This is a genomic window from Kitasatospora sp. NPDC051853 (genome assembly GCF_044452665.1).
In the GTDB taxonomy this organism is placed as follows: domain Bacteria; phylum Actinomycetota; class Actinomycetes; order Streptomycetales; family Streptomycetaceae; genus Kitasatospora.
Genome location: NZ_JBITBY010000004.1, coordinates 531,775 through 552,882, shown reverse-complemented (window position 1 = coordinate 552,882; position 21,108 = coordinate 531,775). Strand labels below are relative to the sequence as shown.

The 21,108-nt window shown below is 72.2% G+C and carries 23 protein-coding genes and 1 riboswitch; of the genes, 14 read left to right on the top strand and 9 right to left on the bottom strand.

Annotation, left to right across the window (positions count from 1 at the left end):
- The first annotated feature begins 11 nt into the window (after window positions 1-11).
- From ACIA8O_RS14805 to ACIA8O_RS14755, 11 genes are all read left to right on the top strand, one after another.
- Window positions 12-266 carry a thiamine-binding protein gene (locus ACIA8O_RS14805; protein ID WP_396294263.1) on the top strand — a complete coding sequence of 85 codons (255 nt, stop codon included), beginning with the start codon at window positions 12-14 and terminating at the stop codon, window positions 264-266.
- On the top strand, window positions 263-640 hold the full coding sequence (locus ACIA8O_RS14800) for a helix-turn-helix domain-containing protein (RefSeq protein ID WP_396294124.1): 378 nt from the start codon (window positions 263-265) through the stop codon (window positions 638-640). The genes ACIA8O_RS14805 and ACIA8O_RS14800 overlap by 4 nt, the downstream gene beginning before the upstream one ends.
- Before the next feature lie 217 nt (window positions 641-857).
- The gene (gene uraD, locus ACIA8O_RS14795; RefSeq protein WP_396294123.1) at window positions 858-1,370 is read left to right on the top strand and encodes a 2-oxo-4-hydroxy-4-carboxy-5-ureidoimidazoline decarboxylase; all 513 of its coding nucleotides are present in this window, start codon (window positions 858-860) and stop codon (window positions 1,368-1,370) included.
- A 40-nt stretch (window positions 1,371-1,410) separates the two neighbouring features.
- A complete protein-coding gene (gene uraH, locus ACIA8O_RS14790) occupies window positions 1,411-1,746 on the top strand; it encodes a hydroxyisourate hydrolase (RefSeq protein WP_345280250.1) in 336 nt (111 codons plus the stop codon).
- A gap of 28 nt (window positions 1,747-1,774) precedes the next feature.
- Window positions 1,775-2,695, top strand: a complete 921-nt coding sequence (gene pucL / locus ACIA8O_RS14785) for a factor-independent urate hydroxylase (RefSeq protein ID WP_396294121.1) — start codon at window positions 1,775-1,777, stop codon at window positions 2,693-2,695.
- Window positions 2,696-2,959: 264 nt separating this feature from the next.
- Window positions 2,960-4,423, top strand: coding sequence for a nucleobase:cation symporter-2 family protein (locus tag ACIA8O_RS14780; protein WP_396294120.1), 1,464 nt, complete (start codon window positions 2,960-2,962; stop codon window positions 4,421-4,423).
- A 60-nt stretch (window positions 4,424-4,483) separates the two neighbouring features.
- The gene (locus ACIA8O_RS14775) at window positions 4,484-5,866 is read left to right on the top strand and encodes an 8-oxoguanine deaminase (RefSeq protein WP_396294118.1); all 1,383 of its coding nucleotides are present in this window, start codon (window positions 4,484-4,486) and stop codon (window positions 5,864-5,866) included.
- A gap of 153 nt (window positions 5,867-6,019) precedes the next feature.
- Entirely contained in the window at window positions 6,020-7,534 is a 1,515-nt protein-coding gene (locus ACIA8O_RS14770) for a sensor histidine kinase (RefSeq protein WP_396294117.1), read from the top strand.
- 9 nt (window positions 7,535-7,543) lie between these two features.
- Window positions 7,544-8,227 (top strand): response regulator transcription factor, encoded by a 684-nt coding sequence (locus tag ACIA8O_RS14765; RefSeq protein WP_396294116.1) that lies wholly within the window; start codon window positions 7,544-7,546, stop codon window positions 8,225-8,227.
- A 58-nt stretch (window positions 8,228-8,285) separates the two neighbouring features.
- On the top strand, window positions 8,286-10,595 hold the full coding sequence (locus ACIA8O_RS14760) for a PE-PPE domain-containing protein (RefSeq protein ID WP_396294115.1): 2,310 nt from the start codon (window positions 8,286-8,288) through the stop codon (window positions 10,593-10,595).
- A gap of 24 nt (window positions 10,596-10,619) precedes the next feature.
- Window positions 10,620-11,531 carry a hypothetical protein gene (locus ACIA8O_RS14755; RefSeq protein WP_396294113.1) on the top strand — a complete coding sequence of 304 codons (912 nt, stop codon included), beginning with the start codon at window positions 10,620-10,622 and terminating at the stop codon, window positions 11,529-11,531.
- Here ACIA8O_RS14755 and ACIA8O_RS14750 read toward each other — a convergent pair.
- Window positions 11,509-11,895, bottom strand: coding sequence for a gamma-glutamylcyclotransferase (locus tag ACIA8O_RS14750; protein WP_396294112.1), 387 nt, complete (start codon window positions 11,893-11,895; stop codon window positions 11,509-11,511). The two genes, ACIA8O_RS14755 and ACIA8O_RS14750, sit on opposite strands and share 23 nt — an antisense overlap.
- 134 nt (window positions 11,896-12,029) lie before the next feature.
- Window positions 12,030-13,682: a malate synthase A gene (aceB, locus tag ACIA8O_RS14745; RefSeq protein ID WP_396294111.1), complete on the bottom strand. Its 1,653-nt coding sequence runs from the start codon at window positions 13,680-13,682 to the stop codon at window positions 12,030-12,032.
- Between the two features lie 189 nt (window positions 13,683-13,871).
- On the opposite strand from aceB, the gene ACIA8O_RS14740 reads away from it, so the two are divergent.
- The gene (locus ACIA8O_RS14740) at window positions 13,872-14,666 is read left to right on the top strand and encodes an IclR family transcriptional regulator (protein ID WP_396294110.1); all 795 of its coding nucleotides are present in this window, start codon (window positions 13,872-13,874) and stop codon (window positions 14,664-14,666) included.
- A gap of 23 nt (window positions 14,667-14,689) precedes the next feature.
- Here the strand turns inward: ACIA8O_RS14740 and ACIA8O_RS14735 are convergent, their stop codons facing one another.
- Window positions 14,690-15,007, bottom strand: coding sequence for a hypothetical protein (locus tag ACIA8O_RS14735; protein ID WP_396294109.1), 318 nt, complete (start codon window positions 15,005-15,007; stop codon window positions 14,690-14,692).
- A gap of 81 nt (window positions 15,008-15,088) precedes the next feature.
- Between ACIA8O_RS14735 and ACIA8O_RS14730 the strand changes: the two genes are divergently transcribed.
- Window positions 15,089-15,568, top strand: coding sequence for a hypothetical protein (locus ACIA8O_RS14730; RefSeq protein WP_396294108.1), 480 nt, complete (start codon window positions 15,089-15,091; stop codon window positions 15,566-15,568).
- Between the two features lies 1 nt (window position 15,569).
- Here ACIA8O_RS14730 and ACIA8O_RS14725 read toward each other — a convergent pair whose 3' ends face one another.
- From ACIA8O_RS14725 to ACIA8O_RS14710, 4 genes are all read right to left on the bottom strand, one after another.
- The gene (locus ACIA8O_RS14725; protein WP_396294107.1) at window positions 15,570-16,793 is read right to left on the bottom strand and encodes a hypothetical protein; all 1,224 of its coding nucleotides are present in this window, start codon (window positions 16,791-16,793) and stop codon (window positions 15,570-15,572) included.
- A gap of 6 nt (window positions 16,794-16,799) precedes the next feature.
- Window positions 16,800-16,967, bottom strand: a riboswitch (cyclic di-AMP (ydaO/yuaA leader).
- A 187-nt stretch (window positions 16,968-17,154) separates the two neighbouring features.
- A complete protein-coding gene (locus tag ACIA8O_RS14720) occupies window positions 17,155-17,616 on the bottom strand; it encodes a hypothetical protein (RefSeq protein ID WP_396294106.1) in 462 nt (153 codons plus the stop codon).
- Window positions 17,616-17,771, bottom strand: a complete 156-nt coding sequence (locus tag ACIA8O_RS14715; RefSeq protein ID WP_396294105.1) for a hypothetical protein — start codon at window positions 17,769-17,771, stop codon at window positions 17,616-17,618. Before ACIA8O_RS14715 ends, ACIA8O_RS14720 begins: the two co-directional genes overlap by 1 nt.
- A 53-nt stretch (window positions 17,772-17,824) precedes the next feature.
- The gene (locus ACIA8O_RS14710; protein ID WP_396294104.1) at window positions 17,825-19,063 is read right to left on the bottom strand and encodes an esterase/lipase family protein; all 1,239 of its coding nucleotides are present in this window, start codon (window positions 19,061-19,063) and stop codon (window positions 17,825-17,827) included.
- 203 nt (window positions 19,064-19,266) lie between these two features.
- Here ACIA8O_RS14710 and ACIA8O_RS14705 point away from each other — a divergent pair, with 203 nt between their 5' ends.
- Window positions 19,267-19,662 carry a ribonuclease domain-containing protein gene (locus ACIA8O_RS14705; RefSeq protein ID WP_396294102.1) on the top strand — a complete coding sequence of 132 codons (396 nt, stop codon included), beginning with the start codon at window positions 19,267-19,269 and terminating at the stop codon, window positions 19,660-19,662.
- A gap of 58 nt (window positions 19,663-19,720) precedes the next feature.
- Here the strand turns inward: ACIA8O_RS14705 and ACIA8O_RS14700 are convergent, their stop codons facing one another.
- On the bottom strand, window positions 19,721-20,596 hold the full coding sequence (locus tag ACIA8O_RS14700; protein ID WP_396294101.1) for a hypothetical protein: 876 nt from the start codon (window positions 20,594-20,596) through the stop codon (window positions 19,721-19,723).
- The gene (locus ACIA8O_RS14695) at window positions 20,593-21,033 is read right to left on the bottom strand and encodes a GNAT family N-acetyltransferase (protein WP_396294099.1); all 441 of its coding nucleotides are present in this window, start codon (window positions 21,031-21,033) and stop codon (window positions 20,593-20,595) included. Before ACIA8O_RS14695 ends, ACIA8O_RS14700 begins: the two co-directional genes overlap by 4 nt.
- Between the last annotated feature and the right edge of the window lie 75 nt (window positions 21,034-21,108).

The following is a 21,108-nucleotide window of genomic DNA, read 5'->3' as shown; positions in this document are numbered from 1 at the left end:
GGGTGCGATTGATGGTGGAGTTCACGACAGAACCGTTCGAGCGGGACACGTTCCCCGAGCACGCCGAGGCTGCCCTGAAGGCGGTGACCGACGCCGGACTCGAGGTGGCGGTCGGCCCCTTCGGGACCGACGCCAGGGGTGAGGCCGAGGACGTGGTCGGCGCCGTGACCGCGCTGCTGCGCGAGACCCTGGCGGCCGGCGCGACCCGGATCTCCGTCCAGGTCAGCGTGCTGGACCAGGAAGTGGAAGGAGGGGGTAGCGCGTGAGCGAGGCCCTGGAGCACCCGCTGGCATCGGCGATAAAGCCGCTGCTGGAGGCCGTCGGCGCGACCGAGGTCGCGCTCGACGAGGCCCGTCCGGACGATGTGGTGCTGGAGTGGGAGGGCCGGGCGGCGATCGCCGTCCGCCTGCCGCACCTGAGCAGTGCACTGGACCGTCTGCTGGCCGAGATGACCCGTCAGTTCGACGGCCGCCCGTTGGCCGAGCTGGACCGGTACGAGAAGCAGCGCGTGGTCGCCCTCCTGGAGGAGCGCGGCGCCTTCACCGTCCGACACGGAGTGGAGACGGTCGCCGGTGCCCTCGGCGTCAGCCGGTTCACGGTGTACAACTACCTGAACCGACAGGACGGTTCGAAGGGCTGACCTGACGCTGTCCGCCCCGTCCACTGGCTGCGGCCGGGGCGACCGGCCCAGTCTTTCCGACACGACGGGCCGGGCACACTTGGCGAATCGCACACCAAAAGGGCCGGTCAGAGCACCTGGCCCAAAACGTAACCACCAACAGTTCAACAAAGTGTTGACGGCTACGGGTGGCGGATCTAGCTTTTCCGGGTGGCACCACTCTTCAGGAGGCCCACCCGTGACCAGCCCCATCGACGCTCTTGACGCTCTGGCGGCGGCCCCCGCCGCCGAGCTGACGGAGACCCTGCTGGAGATCTGCTCCAGCCCCAGCTGGGCCGCCCTCGTGGCGGACTCCCGGCCGTGGTCCGACCGGGCCGAGCTGCTCGCCGCCAACGAGGCGGCGATGGCGAAGCTGACGGTCGAGGACCTGAACGACGCGATGGCCGGCCACGCCCGGATCGGCAAGCCCAAGGCGGGCGACGCCACCTCCGAGCGGGAACAGGCCGGCATCCGGGGAGTCGACTCCGCACTCCTCGACGAGCTGCACGAGGCGAACGCCGCCTACGAGGCGAAGTTCGGCCACGTGTTCCTGATCTGCGCGACCGGCCGCACGGCCGACACCATGCTCACCGCACTCCGCGAGCGCTTCCCGAACGACGCCGCCACCGAGGCGGAGATCGTCCGGGGCGAGCTGCGCAAGATCAACGACATCCGGATCAACCGACTGCTGGACGAGTCCGCGAACTCCTGACAGCACGTCAACTCCTGCCATCAGTAAGGTCATTCAACCCATGACTGGCATCTCCACGCACGTGCTCGACACCAGCCTCGGCCGCCCGGCCGAGGGGGTCCCGGTCGAGCTCGCACTGCACACCGAGGGTGGCTGGCAGGTGCTCGGCACCTCCGCCACGGACTCCGACGGCCGGGCCAAGGACCTGCCGGCCGTGGAGGCGGGCTCGGTCGTCCGGCTGCTCTTCGACACCTCCGCCTACTACGCGAAGAAGTCCGAGGAGCCGCCGTTCTTCCCCGAGGTCTCGATCGTCTTCACGGTCGCGCCCGCGCAGCACCACTACCACGTGCCGTTGCTGCTCAACCCGTTCGGATACTCGGTCTACCGCGGAAGCTAGTAGACCGCTGGAACCCCTAGGAGCCGTCATGGCCCACGTGCTCGGTCAGAACCAGTACGGCAAGGCGGAGAACCGCATCGTCCGGGTCTACCGTGACTCCACCCGTCACGAGATCAAGGACCTGAACGTCTCGGTCTCCCTGCGCGGTGAGTTCGACGACGTCCACCTCACCGGCTCGAACGCGAACTGCCTGCCCACCGACACCACCAAGAACACCGTGTACGCCTTCGCCAAGGAGTACGGCATCGAGTCGGCGGAGGCCTTCGGCATCCAGCTGGCCCGCCACTTCGTGGACAACACCGAGCGCGGCGTGGTGCACAGCGCCCGGATCCGGATCGAGGAGTACACCTGGGACCGGATCAAGACCCCGGACAACTCGGCCCGCTTCATCGGCTCCGAGGAGGTCGGCCACTCCTTCGTCCGCAACGGCGGCGAGGTGCGCACCAGTGAGATCGTCTACGACGGCACCACCGTCTCGGTGATCTCCGGCCTCAAGGACCTCACCGTCCTGAACTCCACCAACTCGGAGTTCTGGGGCTACATCAAGGACAAGTACACCACCCTCCAGGAGGCGTACGACCGGATCCTCGCCACCCAGGTGACGGCCCGGTGGAAGTACTCCTTCGACGGCACCGAGGGCTCGGCCGAGCCGAACTGGAACCGCTCGTACCAGCACGTCAAGCGCCACCTGCTGGAGGCGTTCGCGGAGACCTACTCCTACTCGCTGCAGCAGACGCTGCACGGGATGGGCACCCGGGTGCTGAACAACCGGGCCGAGGTGGACGAGGTCCGCCTGGAGCTCCCGAACAAGCACCACTTCCTGGTGGACCTCTCGCCCTTCGGCCTGAAGAACGAGAACGAGGTCTACTACGCCGCCGACCGGATGTACGGCCTGATCGAGGGCACCGTGCACCGCGAGGGCGTCACCCCGGTCATCCCGGTCGCCTGATCGCCGAGCTGAGGCACCGTCATGACCGCCGTCCCGCACCGCAGCACCCCCCGGCCGCACCCGGCCGGACGGTGCCGGACGGCACGCTCCGCCCGCTCCACCTGTTTCTCCACCCCCACCTACCGGAGATCGTGCTCGCCTCGCGGCGGCCGGCCCGGGGAGCCGGAGGAACACCCCGAGGGACCCTTGCACCGCCGTCCCGCCCTCGGGCATTCTCCAGCGCCACGGGCACGCCGGGAGTCACGAGCACAAGAGGGGCTCGACATGGCACTCCCCAACACCCGAACCACTGACGGCGGTTCCACCCCAGACGGACCCGAGCGGCCGGACGGAGCGTCACCGAACCTCCCCGACGACCCGGCCGGCCGCCCGGTCCACCCCGTGGACGAGCTGCTGCCCACGGTGAAGCTCTTCACCACCGGGCTCCAGCACGTCGCCGCGATGTACGCGGGCGTGGTCGCACCCCCGCTGATCGTCGGCGCCGGTGTGGGCCTGTCCCCCACCGAGCTCGCCCTGCTCATCTCGGCCAGCCTGTTCACCGCGGGCCTGGCCACCCTCCTGCAGACCCTCGGAGTCTGGAGGATCGGGGCCCGGCTGCCGTTCGTGAACGGCGTCTCGTTCGCCGGCGTCGCGCCGATGCTGGCCATCGCCAAGGAGCACGGTCCGCAGGACGCGCTCCCGGTGATCTTCGGCGCGGTGATCGTCGCGGGGATCCTGTGCTTCCTCGCGGCACCGTACTTCTGCAAGCTCATCAGGTTCTTCCCACCGGTCGTGCAGGGCACCGTGATCACCCTCATCGGGGTGTCGCTGCTGCCGGTGGCGGTCAACTGGGCCCGCGGCGGCACCCCCGGTGCCCCCGGCTACGGCTCAGTGAAGGCCATCGGCCTCGCCGCGTTCACCCTCGCCGCGGTGGTGCTCTGCAACAAGCTGCTCCGCGGGTTCTGGCAGCAGCTCTCGCTGCTGATCGGGCTCGCGATCGGCACCGCGCTGGCCTTCCCCCTCGGGCTGGCCGACTTCGGGGCGGTCTCCCAGGCCGAGGTCTTCGCCCTGCCCTCGCCGTTCCACTTCGGTGCCCCGGTCTTCGAGGTCACCGCGATCGTCTCGATCTGCATCGTGATGGTCGTCTCGATGACCGAGTCCACCGCCGACATGCTGGCCCTGGGCCGGATCGTGGAGCGCGAGGCGGACGAGCCCACCCTGGCCGCCGGCCTGCGGGCCGACGGGCTGGCCACCGCGATCAGCCCGGTCTTCAACGGCTTCGCGGCCAGCGCCTTCGCCCAGAACATCGGGCTGGTGGCGCTGACCAACATCCGCAGCCGCTTCGTGGTCGCGGCCGGCGGCGGGATCCTGATCCTGCTCGGGCTCTTCCCGGTGCTCGGCTCGCTGGTCTCGCTGGTGCCCTCGCCGGTGCTCGGCGGCGCCGGGATCGTGCTCTTCGGCACGGTCGCGGCCAGCGGCATCCGGACCCTGGCCGAGGCGGGCATGCAGTCCAGCGCCAACACCATCCTGGTCTCGGTCTCGCTCGGGGTCGGCATCATCCCGATCGCCGCCCCCACCTTCTACGACGCCTTCCCGGAGGCCGTCCGCACGCTGATGCACTCCGGCATATCCGCCGGCTGCGTCCTCGCCGTACTGCTCAACCTGCTCTTCCACCACGTCGGTGCGAACCACCGTGCGCCGCACGGCGGTCCGCACGGCGCGGCGGCGTCAACGGCGACGCCGTCCTGACCGGTGCGGGGCGCACAGCGCTCACTGCGCGCCCCGCACCCTCCCCCCATAGGAGACACCATGGCAGTCCAGCCCCCGCCCGCCGACCAGCGGATCGTGATCGAGAACGTCGCGATCGCGACGGTCGACGCCAACGACACCGAGTACGCCCGCGGCCACGTCGTGGTCCGCGGCAACGTGATCGAGTCGGTCGGCGACGGCCCCGCCCCCAAGTGGCTGGACAACGTGGTGCGCCGGGTCAACGGCGAGGGCCACCTGGTCACGCCGGGCCTGGTCAACACCCACCACCACTTCTACCAGTGGATCACCCGGGGCCTGGCCCAGGACAACATCCTCTTCGACTGGCTGGTGGCGCTCTACCCGACCTGGGCCCGGATCGACGACCGGCTGGTGCACGCGGCCGCCCAGGGCTCCACCGCCGCGCTGCTCAAGTCCGGCTGCACCACCGCCTCGGACCACCACTACGTCTTCCCGCAGGGCGGCGGCGACATCCTCGGCGCCTCGATCGAGGCCGTCCAGGAGCTCGGCATGCGCTTCACCGCGCTGCGCGGCTCGATGGACCGCTCGCAGAAGGACGGCGGCCTGCCGCCGGACCACGCGGTGGAGAAGACCGAGGACATCCTGATCGCCTCCGAGGCGGCCGTGGACAAGTGGCACGACTCCTCCTTCGGCTCGATGCTGCACGTGGCCATCGCGCCCTGTTCGCCCTTCTCGGTCTCCACCGAACTCCTCAAGCAGTCCGCCGAGCTGGCCCGCCGCAAGGGCGTACGGCTGCACACCCACGGCTCGGAGACGGCCGAGGAGGAGGAGTTCTGCAAGCAGCTCTTCGGCATGGGCCCGACGGACTACTTCGAGTCCACCGGCTGGCTGGGCGAGGACGTCTGGATGGCGCACTGCGTCCACATGAACGACTCCGACATCGCCAAGTTCGCCGAGACCGGCACCGGTGTCGCGCACTGCCCGTCCTCCAACGCCCGTCTGGCGGCCGGCATCGCCCGCGTCCCGGACATGCTGCAGGCCGGCGTCCCGGTCGGCCTCGGCGTGGACGGCACCGCCTCCAACGAGTCCGGCGAGCTGGGCACCGAGCTGCGCAACGCGCTGCTGATCAACCGTCTGCACGGCAGCCCGAAGGCGCTCACCGCCCGCTCGGCGCTGCGCCTGGGCACCATGGGCGGCGCCCGGGTGCTGGGCCGTCAGAACGAGATCGGCTCCATCGAGGTGGGCAAGCTCGCCGACCTGGCGCTGTGGAAGGTCGACGGCGTGATGCACTCCTCGATCGCCGACCCGGTGGCCGCCCTCACCTTCGGCGCCCTGCCCCCGCTGGCCCTGCTGCTGGTCAACGGCAACGCGGTGGTCGAGAAGGGCCTGCTCACCACGGTCAACGAGGACAAGATCGCGCAGAACGCGGCCCGCGCGGCCCGCGAGCTGGCCTCGCGCGGCTGATCCTCCCTCAACTCCGGGCCGCATCAGGGACGGTGCGTCACCCGGATCCACCCCTCGGGGTGGAGGCGGCCCCGGACTCACGGCGAGAGTCCGGGGCCGTCCCGTACCCCCACGTTGCCACCGCCCGCCGGGCCGTGCCAGGCTGACGGCCCCATGCGACTCCTGCGTCTGCTCCCGATCCGGATCCGCGCGGCCCTCGCCGCAGCCCTGGCCACCGCCGCGGTGCTCGGCGTCTCCGCCTGGTGGATCGGCGACCAGGCGTACCGTCAGGAGCTGCCGACCGCACGGCACACCGCCCTGAAGACCGCCCTCCGGCTGGACGACGCGGTGCCGGCGCCGAATTGGGAGGACGCCCTCGGGTGGCGGGATCGCCCGCTGGCGTCCTACGTCCTCCTGCTGGCCGACGGCACCGTGGCCCGCACCGACATCATCGGGAACCTCGACGAGCTCACCGCCCTGCTGCCGCCGCCGCCCCCGATGCCCGACCTCGCGCCGGACGCCGGCCCCTCGCAGTACCTCGCCCGGAGCACGGACGTCTCGATCACCGCACCGCCGCACGTCTTCCTGCGGATGGCCGACTCCCCGGACTTCAGCCCGCCCGACCCTGACGTGACCTTCGTCCGCTACCAGGGACGGACCTGGGACGACAAGGCGCTCGAGGCCCTGACCGGCCGACCCGGCCTGCCGGCCCAGCAGGTGACCGTCTACGTCCTGGTGGACGACGCCGGTCCACGGGCCCAGGCCGCCCGGCTCACCGGCATCCTGCTCCGCTACGTGCTGCCGTTCGGATCGCTGTTCGTGGCCTTGGTCGCCTGGCTGGTGGTCGGCTTCGCACTCCGGCCGGTGGAGGCGATCCGCCGTCAGATGGCCCGGATCGGCGGCGGCGACCTGCACGAGCGGGTGCCCGTACCGCCCGCCCGGGACCAGATCGGCCGGCTGGCCGCCACCACCAACGAGACCCTGGACCGGCTGGCGGACGCGCTCGCCGAGCAGCGCCGACTGGTCGCCGACGCCTCGCACGAGCTGCGCACCCCGGTCGCGGTGCTGCGCGGTTCGCTGGACGTGGCGCTGGCCCACCCCGAGCGGGCCGACTGGCCGTCGGTGGCCCGCACCGCCGTGACCGGGGCCGAGCGGCTGGAGCGGCTCACCGGTGACCTCCTGCTGCTGCACCGGGTCGACGAACGGGCCGGCCCGGACCGGCTGACCCCGCTGCACGACCTGATCACCGAGCAGGTGGCCGAGCGGGCCTTCCTCGGGCGGCCCCCGGTCGAGGTGCTCGCGCTGGACGAGGTACTGCTCCCCGCCGGGGAGTCGCTGCTCGGGCGGCTGGTGGGCAACCTGCTGGACAACGCCGAGCGTTACGCCGCCTCACGGATCACCCTGGCCCTGCGGGCCACCGGCGGGACGGCCGAGCTGACCGTGGCCGACGACGGCCCCGGGATCGCCGCGGCCGACCGGGAGCGGGTCTTCGAACGCTTCGTCAGGCTCGACGAGTCGCGGGACCGCCTGCACGGCGGCTCGGGCCTCGGTCTCGCCCTGGTGCGCGGCATCGCCGAAGGGCTGGGCGGGACCGCCACCGCCGTGGCCCCCGCCACCGGGCACGGCGCCGAACTGCTCGTCAGCATCCCCGTCCCGCCCGCTGGCGGCGCCCGCTCGTACACGGCCTAGGCTGACCCGATGCGGCTGCTGTTGGTGGAGGACGAGGACGAGCTGGCCCGCTCGCTGGGCAACGGGCTCCGGGCCGAGGGCTACACGGTCGACGTGGCCGGCGACGGCCTGGAGGGGCTGGCCCTGGCCGAGAGCGGCGGCTACGCGGCCGTGGTGCTGGACCTGATGCTGCCCGGGCTGAACGGCTTCCGGATCTGCCGCCGGCTGCGCGAACGGGGCTCCACCGTCCCGGTGCTGATCCTGACCGCCAAGAACGGCGAGTACGACGAGGCCGAGGCGCTGGACAGCGGGGCGGACGACTTCCTCGGCAAGCCCTTCTCCTACGTGGTGCTCACCGCCCGGCTGCGGGCGCTGATCCGCCGGGGCGCGGCCGGGCGCCCGGCCGTCCTGACCGTCGGTGACCTCACGGTGGACCCGGCGGCCCGGCGCTGCCGGGTCGGCGGGGCCGAACTGCACTTCACCACCAAGGAGTTCGGCGTGCTGGAGTGCCTGGCCCACCGGGCCGGGCTGGCGGTGCCGAAGACCGAGATCCTGGACGCGGTCTGGGACCACGCCTACCGGGGCGACCTGAACATCGTCGAGGTGTACGTGGCCGCGCTGCGCCGCAAGCTGCTGGCCGCCGGTGCCCGCTGCGGCATCGACACCGTCCGGGGCGTCGGCTACCGACTGGCCGACCGCCGGGAACTCCATTGACAACTCCCCGGCACTGACCGAGAGTTCCAGCAGCACGGCGATCTCCGGGGGGTGCGGCATGGGCGGCGGGGAGGACCACGACTACCCGACCGACGTGGACGAGGGCGGGGTCACCGAACTGGTCGTCCACGGGGTCGGCGGCTCGGGGCCGGCCGAGGTGCTGGACGACCCGGAGGCCCGGCAGGTGACCGGCTCCAAGCTGGCCGGGATCTGGCGCGGGCGGGACGCGCAGCCGTCCGGGCGGCACCGCGAGGTGTACTCCTGGGGCGGGCTGACCTCGCGCTCCTGGGCCACCGCGCTCTGGTTCCTGCTGCTGCCCTTCGCCTTCGTGAACACGGCCGGCTGGATGGCCCACGGCGGGCCGCGCCAAGTCCGGTTCCAGCAGGCCATGGTGAGGATCATCGCGCTCTGCGTCACCGCCACCTACCTGCTCTTCCTCACCCACGTCCTGGTCGACCAGGCCGCCTGGCAGTGCCTGGCGGTCGCCAACTGCCGGGCCCAGCCGTTCTGGCACGCCCTCCAGCTCCAGGACCGCCCCTACGTCGCGGTCGCGGTGGCCTCGCTGCTGCCCGCCCTGCTGGTGCTGCTGCTGCACCTCGGCACCAGCCCCAACCGCCGCTGGGAGGCCGGGGACGGCACCGGCGGGGACGCCACCGGCGGGAGCGGCACCGGCGGGGAGAACGACCGCCCCGTCCACAGCGACCTGGCCCGCGCCGAGCTCACCGACCCCGGTTTCTGGGAGGGCGGCGCCTACTCCACCCGCTACCGCACGGTGCACACCTGCTCGGCCCTGCTGCTGCTCACCCTGGTGCTGCTGCGCACCGCACGCACCGGCGGCCGCGCCACCGGCCTGCTGATGGGGCTCGAACTGCTCACCCTGCTGGGCCTGTTGCTGTTCGCCGCCGCCGCGCTCGGCGACCGCCCCAGGGCCTGGCTGGCCGGCGGACGGATCTCCCGGCGGGTGGCCTGCACCGCCACCACCGTACTGCTGGGCGCCGCGGTGCTGCTCTGCGCCGTCCAGCCGAGCTCCCGGCGGGAGGGCGCGGCCGGGGTGAGCGGGGCCGCGATCGGCATCCCGGACCTGCTGGAGGTCTTCAACCTGCTGCTGTTCGTGCTCTACGCCGCCGCGCTGGCCATGCTGGCCTGTGCCTGGTGGGCCAAGAGATCCGCCGGGCAGCGCGGACTGCCCCGGCTGCCGCCCTCCTTCACCACCGTCGCGGTCAGCAGCGGCCTGCTGTTCGCCATCTGGTCGGGCGTGGCGCTCTCCGCCGCGCACTGGCTCAGCCCGCCCGGGGAGAAGGGCGCGGCGGCGGTCACCCAGGTGCAGATCCTGCCCGGCTCCGAGGTGCTGGCCCGCTTCAGCATCGACGGGATGGTGCTGCTGGTGGCCTGGTTCGGCCTGGTCTGGTTCTGGCACCGGCTGCGCCACCCGGTCGGCCTGGACGAGGAGTTGGACATCTGGGAGCGGCGCGGCCCCGCCCTGCGGCTGCGCGCCCCGGCCCCGCACCCGGAGAGCCCGCGCGGGCTCTGGCTGGCCGAGGTGCTGCGCCGCAAGCGCAACGGCGAGCTGCTGCTGCGCCGGATGGAGGGGCTGACCTCCGGCGCGGCCGTGCTGCTCGGGGCCTCGGCCATCGCCTTCGGCATCAGCTACGGGCTGGCCTGGAGCGGCGGGCCCAAACCGGACCCGACCCGGATCTGGACCGGCGTCCCCGCCCCCAGTGCGGCGCTGGCCGGGACGATCCTGGTGCTCGGGCCGGTGCTGCTGCTCCTGCTGGTCCGCCAGTCGCTGGCCGACCAGAACACCCGCCGGGTGGTCGGCATCGTCTGGGACGTCGCCACCTTCTGGCCGCGGGCCTTCCACCCGTACGCGCCGCCCAGCTACGCGGAGCAGGCGGTTCCCCAACTCGCGGAGCGGGTACGGCACCTGACCTCCCGGGGCGGCTCGGTGGTGCTGCTCGGCCACAGCCAGGGCGCGGTCATCGTCACCGCCACGGTGGCCCGGCTGGCCGGCACCGCCCCGGAAGCCGGCGCCCGCCTCTCGGTGGTCACCTACGGCAACCCCGTCCCCCGCCTCTACCGCCGCTGGTTCCCCCGCCACCTGGCCGACGCCGCGACCGCCGCCCGCCTGGCCGGCTTCCCGGAACCACCCCGCTGGGTCAACTTCCACCGCGCCACCGATCCCTTCGGCGGCCAGCCCCTCACCACCCCCGGCATCACCGACGTCTGGCTCCCCGACCCGCCCACCGCCGAACGCCGCCCGGGCAGCGACCTCCCCGTCGTCCGCGGCCACCACCACCGCGGCTACGTCCGCCAGTCCGAGTTCACCACCCACCTGGACGACGAGACCACCCGCCTGACCGGCCCCTGAGGGGGCGTCGGTAGCCTGCCGGACGTGAAGCACACCACGCGCCACGCCAAGGGCGTCATCCACGTGTACGACCTGACCACCGGCCCGGGCGAGCTGACCGGGGTCGCCACGTTCACCCCGGTGGCCGGGGACGAGCCCGTGTCGTCCAGTGTCAGCTCGGACCTCCGCCGGCTCTGCTACACCACCCTGGACGCCGTGGTCTGCGTCTCGGCCGGGGGCGCCGAGCTCTGGCGACGCCCCCTGGAGCCCCTCCCCCTCCGCAACTACGTCCGCAGCCCGAGCTGCGAGCTGGCGCCGGACCAGCGGACGCTCTGGGTCTTCCGGCCCGACGCCATGGGCGGCCACGGCCTGCCGGACCACTGGGAGGTGCTGGACGCCGAAACGGGCGAGCTGCTGGACCGGGCCGGGCTGGACACCACCGCGCACGGAGGCAGCCAGTACTTCCACCCCGCCGACGGCCACGTCCTGCTGGAGGTGGGCGAGGGCCAGGACGGAGTGATCACCTTCCGCGGGGCCCTGGTGGACGGCCGGTTGGAGGTGTTCCGGTACCCGTGGCACGACCGCTGCCTGATCGAGCTGTCCCCCGACGGCACGCAGTTCATGACGGTGGCCCACGACCAGACCGACGTCACCTTCCACCGCTACCCCGGTGGCGAGGAGCTGCTCACCCTGACCGTCGACGCCTTCGAGCCCGTCCTCGAGGAGGCCGTCGTGGAGTGGAACGGCGGCTACCTGACCGACTCCACCGCGGTGGTCACCATCGCAGGCGAGGACGAGGAGACCGAGGAGGAGTGGCACCGGGACCACCTGGTCGACCTGACCACCGGCGCCGTCAGCCCCTTCCCCTCCGGGAGCACGCACTCCTACGACGTCACCCCGCTGGGCGACGGCAGTTGGCTGCTGGACGGCCCGGTCAGGCGGTGCGGCCCAGCGTAGCCAGGTAGGCGCGCCAGCCACCGAACCCGGTGATCTCCTTGTGCACGCCGCGCTCCAGCTCACCGCGGGCCAGCACCATCGAGAGGCAGGCCGAGCCGTCGGCCAACTCGATGACGCCGAACTCCAGTTCGGCGGGCTCGCCGGGGAGGATGACGTCCCGCAGGTGGGCCAGGTCGACGTCGTAGAGCTCGCCCTCGATCGCGGTGTCCACCGCCGGGTCGGCCAGCAGGCCGGGGCACTCGTCGCGGATGGAGAAGAAGCGGTAGCCCGGGGCGGTGGTGACGGGGCCGACCAGCGCGTCGGCCACCGAGGCGTGGAACGGGCCGCCGACCATGGCCTGGCCGTTGAAGAAGATGCGAGCCATCTGTGAACTTCCTTCCGTCGCAAGGCCGTACGGCCACCCTGCCCAGAGGGTGGCCGTACGGTTCGGAGTAATCGGCGCGGCCAGTGCTCCAGCACGGCAGGCGGCAGGGTGGCCGCGCCTCGCTAGATTGGTGGTCAGTCGAGCAGCGGCAGCGCGGGCAGGGTGAGGAAGTCGACGAACTCCTCGGCCAGCGAGACCTGCTCGAACAGCCGGGCGGCCTCGGCCCAGCGCCCACCGGCGTACGCGGCCTCGCCCAACTCGGCCTTCAGCGCGTCCAGTTCCTCGGCCACCAGCCGGCGGACCAGGTCGGCACTGGCCTTCTCGCCGGTGTCGGCGAGGACCACGTCGTTGCGGATCCACTGCCAGATCTGCGAGCGGGAGATCTCCGCGGTGGCGGCGTCCTCCATCATGTTGAAGATGCCGACCGCGCCGAGCCCGCGCAGCCAGGCCTCGATGTAGCGGACGCCGACCTGGACGGCGTTGTGCAGCCCGGCCTCGGTGCAGCTGCCGCCCGCACCGGCGATGTCGAGCAGTTGGGCCGCCGTCACCGGCTCGGCGGGGCCGGGGTTCTGCTTCTGGTTCGGCTCGTCACCGAGCACCGCGTCGAAGGAGGCCCGGGCGACCGGGACCAGGTCGGGGTGGGCGACCCAGGAGCCGTCGAAGCCGTTGCCGGCCTCGCGGTCCTTGTCGGCCTTGACCTTGGCCAGCGCGGCGGCGTTGACCTCGGGGTCGCGGCGGGAGGGGATGAACGCGGCCATGCCGCCGATCGCGTGGGCACCGCGCTTGTGGCAGGTCTGCACCAGCAGGCGGGTGTAGGCGGCCATGAACGGGGCGGCCATGGTGACGGTGTTCCGGTCCGGGAGGATGTAGTGCTCCCCGGCGTCCCGGAAGTTCTTCACGATGGAGAACAGGTAGTCCCACCGGCCGGCGTTCAACCCGGCGGCGTGGTCCCGGAGTTCGTAGAGGATCTCGTCCATCTCGAACGCGGCGGTGATGGTCTCGATCAGCACCGTGGCGCGGATGGTGCCGTGCGGGATGCCGAGCGCGGCCTGGGCGTGGGTGAAGACCTCGTTCCAGAGCCGGGCTTCCAGGTGGCTCTCGGTCTTCGGCAGGTAGAAGTACGGGCCCGAGTTCGGGTCCGCCTCGCCCTTGGCGATCAGCCGGGCCGCGTTGTGGAAGAAGTACAGGCCGAAGTCGAAGAGACCGCCGGAGACCGGCACGCCGTCGACCAGCAGGTGGGTCTCGTCCAGGTGCCAGCCGCGGGGGCGGACCACCACGGTGGCCAGCTCGGCGGCGGGCTTGAGCGCGTAGGACTTGCCGGCCTCGGTGGTGAAGTCGATCCGGCCCTCGTAGGCGTCGATCAGGTTGATCTGACCGCTGACCACGTTCTCCCAGGTGGGGGCGGTGGCGTCCTCGAAGTCGGCGAGCCAGACCTTGGCACCGGAGTTCAGCGCGTTGATGACCATCTTGCGGTCGGTCGGGCCGGTGATCTCGACCCGGCGGTCCTGGAGCGCGCGGGGGGCGGGGGCGACCTTCCAGTCACCGGCCCGGACCTCGGCGGTCTCCGGGAGGAAGTCGAGGGTGCCCGCGGCCGCGATCTCGGCACGGCGGGTCTTGCGGCGGGCCAGCAGCTCCTGCCGGCGGCCTTCGAAGGCGCGGTGGAGGCCGACCACGAAGGAGACCGCCTCGGGAGTGAGCACCTCCTCGCTGCGGGGGACGCGCGGACCGGCGACAGTGACGACCGGAGCGGCGGAGGGGGCGCCGACGGGGTCCTGGTCTGCAGCCATGGGCAGAACACTCCTTGGACAGTTGAGCCAGCAGGGAGGCTCCGGTGGGAGCCTCCTCGATACCGACCCACCTACTGGCGGGTTCGGTTCTGTAAGGTGGAGACTAGTTTCCGCGATACAGAATTTCAACGGTTTGTTGAGGTAGATCGCCGGGACTCTACTCCTCCTCCACAGCAGAAGGGAACGCCGGTGGCCACCACCCCCGCAGCAGCACCGTCCGGGGCCGAGCGAGCCGGCGGCGGCGTCCAGTCCGTCGAGCGCGCCTTCCAGCTGCTCGAAGCACTCGCCGACTCCGGCGGCATCGCGACCCTGAGCGAGCTCTCCGGCAGCTCCGGCCTGCCGATGCCGACCATCCACCGCCTGATCCGTACCCTCGTGCAGCAGGGCTATGTCCGCCAGGACACCGCCCGCCGCTACACCCTCGGCCCGCGGCTGATCCGCCTGGGCGAGACCTCCGGCCGCCTGCTCGGCAGCTGGGCCCGCCCGTACCTGGCCGAGCTGATGGAGGCCACCGGCGAGACCGCCAACCTGGCGGTGCTGGAGGGCGGCGAGGTGGTCTACGTCGGGCAGGTGCAGTCCCGCCGTTCGATGCGGATGTTCACCGAGGTCGGCCGCCGGGTGCAGCCGCACTGCACCGGCGTGGGCAAGGCCCTGCTGGCCCAGCTGGACGAGCCCGAGGCCCGCGCGGTGCTCGGCACCCAGCCGCTCCAGTCGCACACCCCGTACACCGTCACCGACCCGGACGAGCTCTTCGCCCAGCTGGCCCACGCCCGGGCCTCGGGCTACGTGGTGGACGACCAGGAGCAGGAGATCGGCGTGCGCTGCATCGCCGTCGCCGTCCCCGGCGCGCCCACCCCGACCGCCCTCTCGGTCTCCGGCCCGGAGGCCCGCATCCGGGCCCTGGAGGCGCAGGACGGGGAGAGCTCACTGGTCCCCGTGATGCGGCAGATCGCGGCCCGACTCGGTCAGGTCCTGGCCCCCTGACGTCAGGTCAGGGACGCCCGGCCTCAGTCCGTTTCGAGGTCGGGCGGCCCGACCTGGGCCGCCGTCAGCTGGAAGACCGTCAGCTCCGGCTCGACGCCCACCTCGCGGAACAGCCGGGGTGCGGCGGCCAGCTTCGGATCCGCCCGGACGGCCTCCAGCGAGGCCTTGTCCCGCCACAGGCTCTGCACCCGCCATCGGCCACCCGGCCCTCGCAGCAGCTCCGTCCTGATCAACCCCCGGGGCAGCTCACCCGCCACCAACTCCCGGTAGGACGTCACCAGTTGGGCCTCCCTGTCGGGGCCGACCACCCCGGAGACCTCACTCAACACCTGTCCGGACACCGTCCTCACCTCCGCCTCTCTTCCACGCTACGCCGATACATTCTGTGCAGGGAGTGAGACGGAGAGCGAACGGAGTGGACCATGGGTGGACGCGCGGGTGGACGGAAGCTGACGGCCGTACTGGCCGGGGCGGCGGCGCTGGTGCTGGGGGCGACCACCCCCGCGAACGCCGCCCCTTCGCACTCCGACCTGGAGGTGGTCCGGATCGACGCGGACCCGGCCCCGCCCGGCGGCACCACCAGCGCGCACGGCTTCGTCGCCAACCGGGGGCCCGACCGGACCGCCTCCCCGTTCCGGGTGACGATCACGCTGCCCGCCGGTTTCACCTTCGAGAGCCCGACCTTCCCGGCGGACTGCCGGGCCACGGCCGGCCACCACGTCCTGACCTGCACCTTCCCGGCCGGGCTGGCCCCGCTCCGGACCGCCACCGCGATCGCCCCGGTCCGGGTGGACGCGGACCTGCCCCCCGGCACGCAGGCCGAGGGGCAGGTCAGGGTGTACAGCGCGGACGACACGGACGGCACGAACAACTCCACGCCGTTCACGCTGTCCGTGAGCTGACTCAGCGGTAGACCCGCACCCAGTCCGCGGCGAAGTCGATCGGCGCGGTGCCGGACGGCCCCGGGTGGTACTTCCCGGCACCCACCGAGAGGTTGAGGATCAGGTAGGCGGACCAGCTGGACCCGACGCCCTGGTTGTCGGAGAAGACCTTGACGCCGTTCACGTACCAGTCGACGGAGTTCGCGCCGTAGTACGTGCCGATGGTGACCCACTTGTCGTGGCCGACGGCCGAGGCGTCGGTGTGGTACTTCTGGCCGGACCTGACGTGGTTGGTCAGCTCCAGCAGCGCGGCGTTGTCCGGGTGGTACTCGAAGGTGTCGATCTCCCCGTTGCCGTCCTTCCAGGTCCACAGCGCCGGCCAGGCACCCGCCTCGGAGGGCAGCTTGACCCGGGCCTCGGCGTAGTCGCCGGTGCGCACCTGGAAGCCCTGCGAGGAGTACTCGGTGGTGAGCAGCCCGGTGTCCCAGGCCTGCCTGCCGTTCTCCAGGGTGTGCGCGGAGGGCTTGGCGGTGAAGGTGGCCACACCGTTCGCGACCGAGACGCCGGACGGGTTCAGCCAGTCCAGCTTGTTGTCGTCGGGGTTGTGGTTGCCGTAACGGTAGCTGCTGCTGCGGTCGTTGACCCACTTGCTGCCGAGCGCGACGGGCGCGTCGAACTCCTCCGACCAGGTCAGCGCCTTGCCCGGCACGGGCGAACCACCCGGCGCCGGGGTCGGCGTGGGGGTGGGCGTCGGGGTCGGCGTGGGCGTCGGGGTCGGCGTCGGGGTCGGCGTGGGAGTGGGGGTGGGCGTCGGCGTGGGGGTCGGGGTCACCGAGCCACCGCCGACGGTCAGCTGACGGGACGGCAGGTTGTGCCAGCCCCCGTTCTGGTCCTGCCAGAAGCCGAACTGGGTGTACGTCCCGGCCGGCAGTGCCCGGGCACCGCTGGTGAAGGTCACCCCGCCCGGGCAGATCCGCACGTTGCTCGCGTTGCCGGGGAAGTCGAGGTTGCGGCCGGCGGCGTCCCGGACGCCGACGCCGAGGGTCTTGGCGGTGAAGCAGTAACCCGAGTGCACGGTCAGGCTGGCCCGGGCGGCGACGTCGGCCGACATCGCGGTCGGGCTGAGCCGGTCCTGGGTGACGTAGGTGACGGCCTCGGCCTGGCCGGCCAACGGGGCGGCGGCGATCAGCGGGACGGCCACCAGGGCGGCCGCGCCGAGGCGTGCCGGAGTGACGGAGATGCGCATGGGCAGGAGTCCTCTTCCGACGCCTGCGAGGTGAGCTGTCGGGTTCGGGCGTGAGGAAACGCCCGGCCGCCCGTGAGCGGCTTCACCCCGAGTGCCCCTGCGCCGAGTGGGCGGGCAGGGGTCACGTACTGACCTGGTTCCCCCGCTCCTGCCCGTACTCGATGTGGTCGAGTGACCGTCGACGGGCAGGCAGGACTCGGCGCCCCGCCGACGGGTGTCCGCAGCTACACGAACTCCATGCAGGCTAGGCAGCTCCCCCGCCCCGCGACAACGAGACCTCCCTCACACGCCCCTCGGACATGCGGAAGGGTTGCCCGCCGATCGTTCGGCGGGCAACCCTTCCGTACTCGTGGCCGGACGATCAGTCGGCCAGCAGTCGGGCGATCCCCCCGATCGTGGGGGACAGCTCCGGCCGGTCGATCCCTGCTCCCTCCAGATGGATCAGGATCCGAGGGCCGGGCGCGTTCACGGACCGTCCGGCCGTGAACGCGTCGACGCACGCCGCGAGGATCCGGTGCGTCCGGACCTCGGCCTCCGCTGCCGCGAGGTGCCGTGCCGGTTCCTCCCACGGAACGACCGGCGTGGCGATGACGACCGGCGGAGCACCGTCACCCCGGTGGTTGACCAGGAGCTGTGCCGAACCGGGTATCGGTACTCCCCCGTAACGCTCGTGCGCCAGCGGGGAACTGAGGATCACGGCGTCGCAGTCGAAGCCGGTATCGGCCACCGAACCCACCCTGAAGTCCAGCCCCGCCCGATCGCCGAGCGCCTCACGGCAGACCTCGACCGTGTGCGTGCCCGCGGCCGCGACGACGTACTCCATCAGCACTCCGGAAGGGTCGGTATGTCGATGCTCATGCTCGTCATGATCGCAGGGCGGCGGACCAGCCCCAGTTCGTCGTTGTTCAGCGCCGCACCGCCGTCGACGGTCAGTTCGGTGAACCGGCTGTCGTCGGGGGTGCAGATCGCCCGCTCCACATCCTGCGCGTACAGAGCACGAACAGTGGGGGGAATTCCGGCGGGATCGCTTTTCAGCCGAGCCAGGCGGCGACCTGGGTGGCGGCGGCCGGGGCCCAGCCGAGTTCGAGGTGGTTCAGGTCGGTGAACAGTTTCGTGCCGCCGACCGTTCGGATGCCGGTGGTGTCCAGGGCGCTGGCGGTGAGGACGATGCCGTCGCTCGGGCCGCGGTTCTCGTTGAGCAGGCCGGGGAGGTCGGCGGAGCCGCCGGCCAGCAGGTAGGCGGGGACGGCGGCGGGGGTGCCCGCGGCGTGCAGCGGGGCGATCAGCGAGCCCGCGTCGATCGCGGCCTGGATGCCCTGGCCGGAGGTGTAGTAGCCCTGGCCGCCGTAGTAGGTGGTCCACCAGTCCTGGGTGAGCTGGTCCACGCCGTACCTCCCGTCCCAGCGGGCGAGCAGTTGGCGCTGGCCGGGGAAGCAGTCGGAGCCGTTGACCGGCAGCACGCCCAGGCAGGGCTGGGAGGTGTAGGTGCCGTAGCAGGTCATCCAGAGGTGCGGGGAGGGCGCGTTGGCCGTGCCGCCGCAGGCGGGCCAGGTGGCCAGCGAGAAGCTCCAGCCGTGCGCGTAGACGTAGTCGAGGCCGCCGTTCGGACCGCCGAGGGTGACCAGGCGGCGGACGTCGCCGGGGTAGGCCCGCCCCCAGGACGGCCGGACCGAGGAGACCCAACTCCGGGCCGCCACCTCGCCCTTGCTCCAGGACACCAGGTCGACCTGCGCCACCCCGAGGCGGTCCCGGATCACCGCGATCGCGTCGCCGACGGCCTGTGCCTGCATCAGGTTGTCACCGTGCTTGTGGGCGAAGCCGATCGCGAAGACCCGGTGGCCGGCGGCGGCCAGCTGCTGCGCCAGGCCGGTCGAAGGACAGCTCGCCGCACCGCAGTTGCCGCTCTCGGCGGGGTTCGCCCAGGCCCGGTCCGCGTTGTCGTTGGCCCCGTGCACCAGCAGCACGGCGGACTTGGCGCCGCCGTCCCAGCCGGAGGCGGAGTAGAGCAGGAAGCGGGCCGAGGAGGGGCGCTTCACCCCGCCGAAGTACGTGACCCGGGCGCCGTCCTGGTCACCGCGGCCGTCGGCGGGGAACTGCTCGGCGCGGAAGCCGGTGGTGGTGTCGTACCAACGCTCCACCTTGGCCCAGCCGTTGCCGGGGGCGGTGTACGTCGCCTCCAGTCTCAGGTACGCGGGGGTCGCGGCGACCGCCGGACCGAGTCCCAGCGCCAGTGCGGCGCAGCTGAGCAGCAGGACGAGGACACGTCTCACGGCGGTCTCCAGCGGGTGGGGGGAATGCGGCCCGGCCACCGTAGGGCCGACCGTACCGCGCCCCCATGTGACGGTCACACATCCGGCACGTCCGCCGCATGGCGTCAATCCACAAGTAACCTGCGTTCATGGGGAGTTACTTGCGAGTGAAGTGTTTCCACAGCGCTTCCTCCGGGACCTGACAAGCCCTCAGACTGAAGGACATGCGAATCACTCTACGCGCGTTGAAGACCCGTGCCGCCTCCGTCGCCGCCGTCGGTCTGCTCACCCTCGCCCCCACCGCCGTGTTCGCCACCGACGCCTCCGCCGCCGTCAGCGGGAGCATCTGCTACACCGCCCTCCCGCCCGAGGGCCGCACCACCGTCAAGCTGATCGACCAGGGCGGTCCGTTCCCGTACAGCCAGGACGGCACCGTCTTCCAGAACCGCGAGGGCGTCCTGCCCCAGCAGACCACCGGCTACTACCACGAGTACACCGTGAAGACGCCGGGCTCCTCGACCCGCGGCGCCCGCCGCATCGTCACCGGCAGGGTCTACCACGAGGACTACTACACCGCGGACCACTACGCGACCTTCCGCAAGGTCAACTTCGGCTGCTGACACGGACGTTCGCGCCACGGCCGTCCGCCCCACTTCCCCGGGGGCGGACGGCCGCGCGTCACCTGCGGCGCGGGTACCGGGCCAGGACCGGACCGACCAGCCCGGCGAGCCCGTCCACGTGACGACGCCCGCGGGCCCAGCAGAGCAACCCCATCGCGGTGTACCCGTCCACCGTCCCGCCGGCCACCACTACGGCATCGGCAGCGGCGGCGGCGGCGACCGGATCCAGGCCCTCCAGCAGACGGCGGACCAGCAGTCCCTCACCGTGCTCCGCCTCGATCGGCCAGGTCAGCCGGCCCAGCCAGGCGAGGAGCAGCCGGGCCCGTTCGCCACCGTCCGGATGCTCGGCGGCGAGGACCGCCCGCAGCCGGGAGACCTCCTCCTCGGGGAGCTTCCCGGCCTCGATGCCGGAGACCCCCGTCAAGTACGGCCGCAGGCACGGCGGCACCCGCCGTGCGGCCAACAGGCGCGACCCGCTCGCCCCGGAGCCCGCCTGCCGGTACTGCGGACGCCCCTCCCGAAGGCCCAGCGGTCCGACCAGCTCGCCGACGAAGTGCGTCAGCCAGCCCCCGAGGCCGTGCCGCGCCAGCAGCATCCCCAGGCCGAGCGGGTCGCCGATCGTCAGGTCGTCGCCGAACCTGGACCGCTCCCAGGAGATCCGGTCGGTCCCGTGCACGCTCGCCCGGCCCAACCCCTCGCCGTCGGCGCCGCGCAGACCGAGCGTCAGGCCGCCGTGGCACCGGCAGATGCCGTCGTCGAACCGGCCGGCCGTGGTGAGCCTCCGCAGCTCCGCGAGCTCCACCGGATCCTCGATCACGGCGAGCAACTCCCGCTCCGGCGCATCGACCTCCGACCCTTCGCCCCCCGTCAGCACCCACACCTCCGCCACCTGCGGCCACACCTCGGCCCACCACCCCCGCACCGACGCGTTCACGGCAGCTCCCGCGCCATGAAGACGTCCACCGGGTCCTCGGCCTCGACGGTGAACCCGTGGCGCTCGTAGAGCCGTTGGGCCGGGCTGCCCTGCAGGACGTTCAGGCGGACCGGAGTACGGGTACGGTCGCAGCGCTCCAGGAGCCGCCGCAGCACGCCCGAACCGATGCCGGCCCCCTGGTGGTGCGGGTCCAGGTAGAAGTGCTCCAGCCAGTGGCAGTCCTCGGCCGGGCGCAGGGCCACGCAGCCGGCGAACGCGCCGTCCACCTCGACCACCCAGGTGTGGTCCGGGTCGAATCCGTCGCGGAGCCGCTGCCGGACCCGCTGCGGGTCGTACCGGCCGAGCCGTTCCAGATCCGGCCGCAACACCGTCGCGCGCAGCTCGGCCACCGCCTCGACGTCCGACACCGACGCCTGCCGAAGGCTCCAGTCCACCATGATCGGCACGCTATCGCGGCGGCATCGCCCGCCGGAAGCCGGACCTGACGTCGGGCCTTTACGGGGGATTTACAG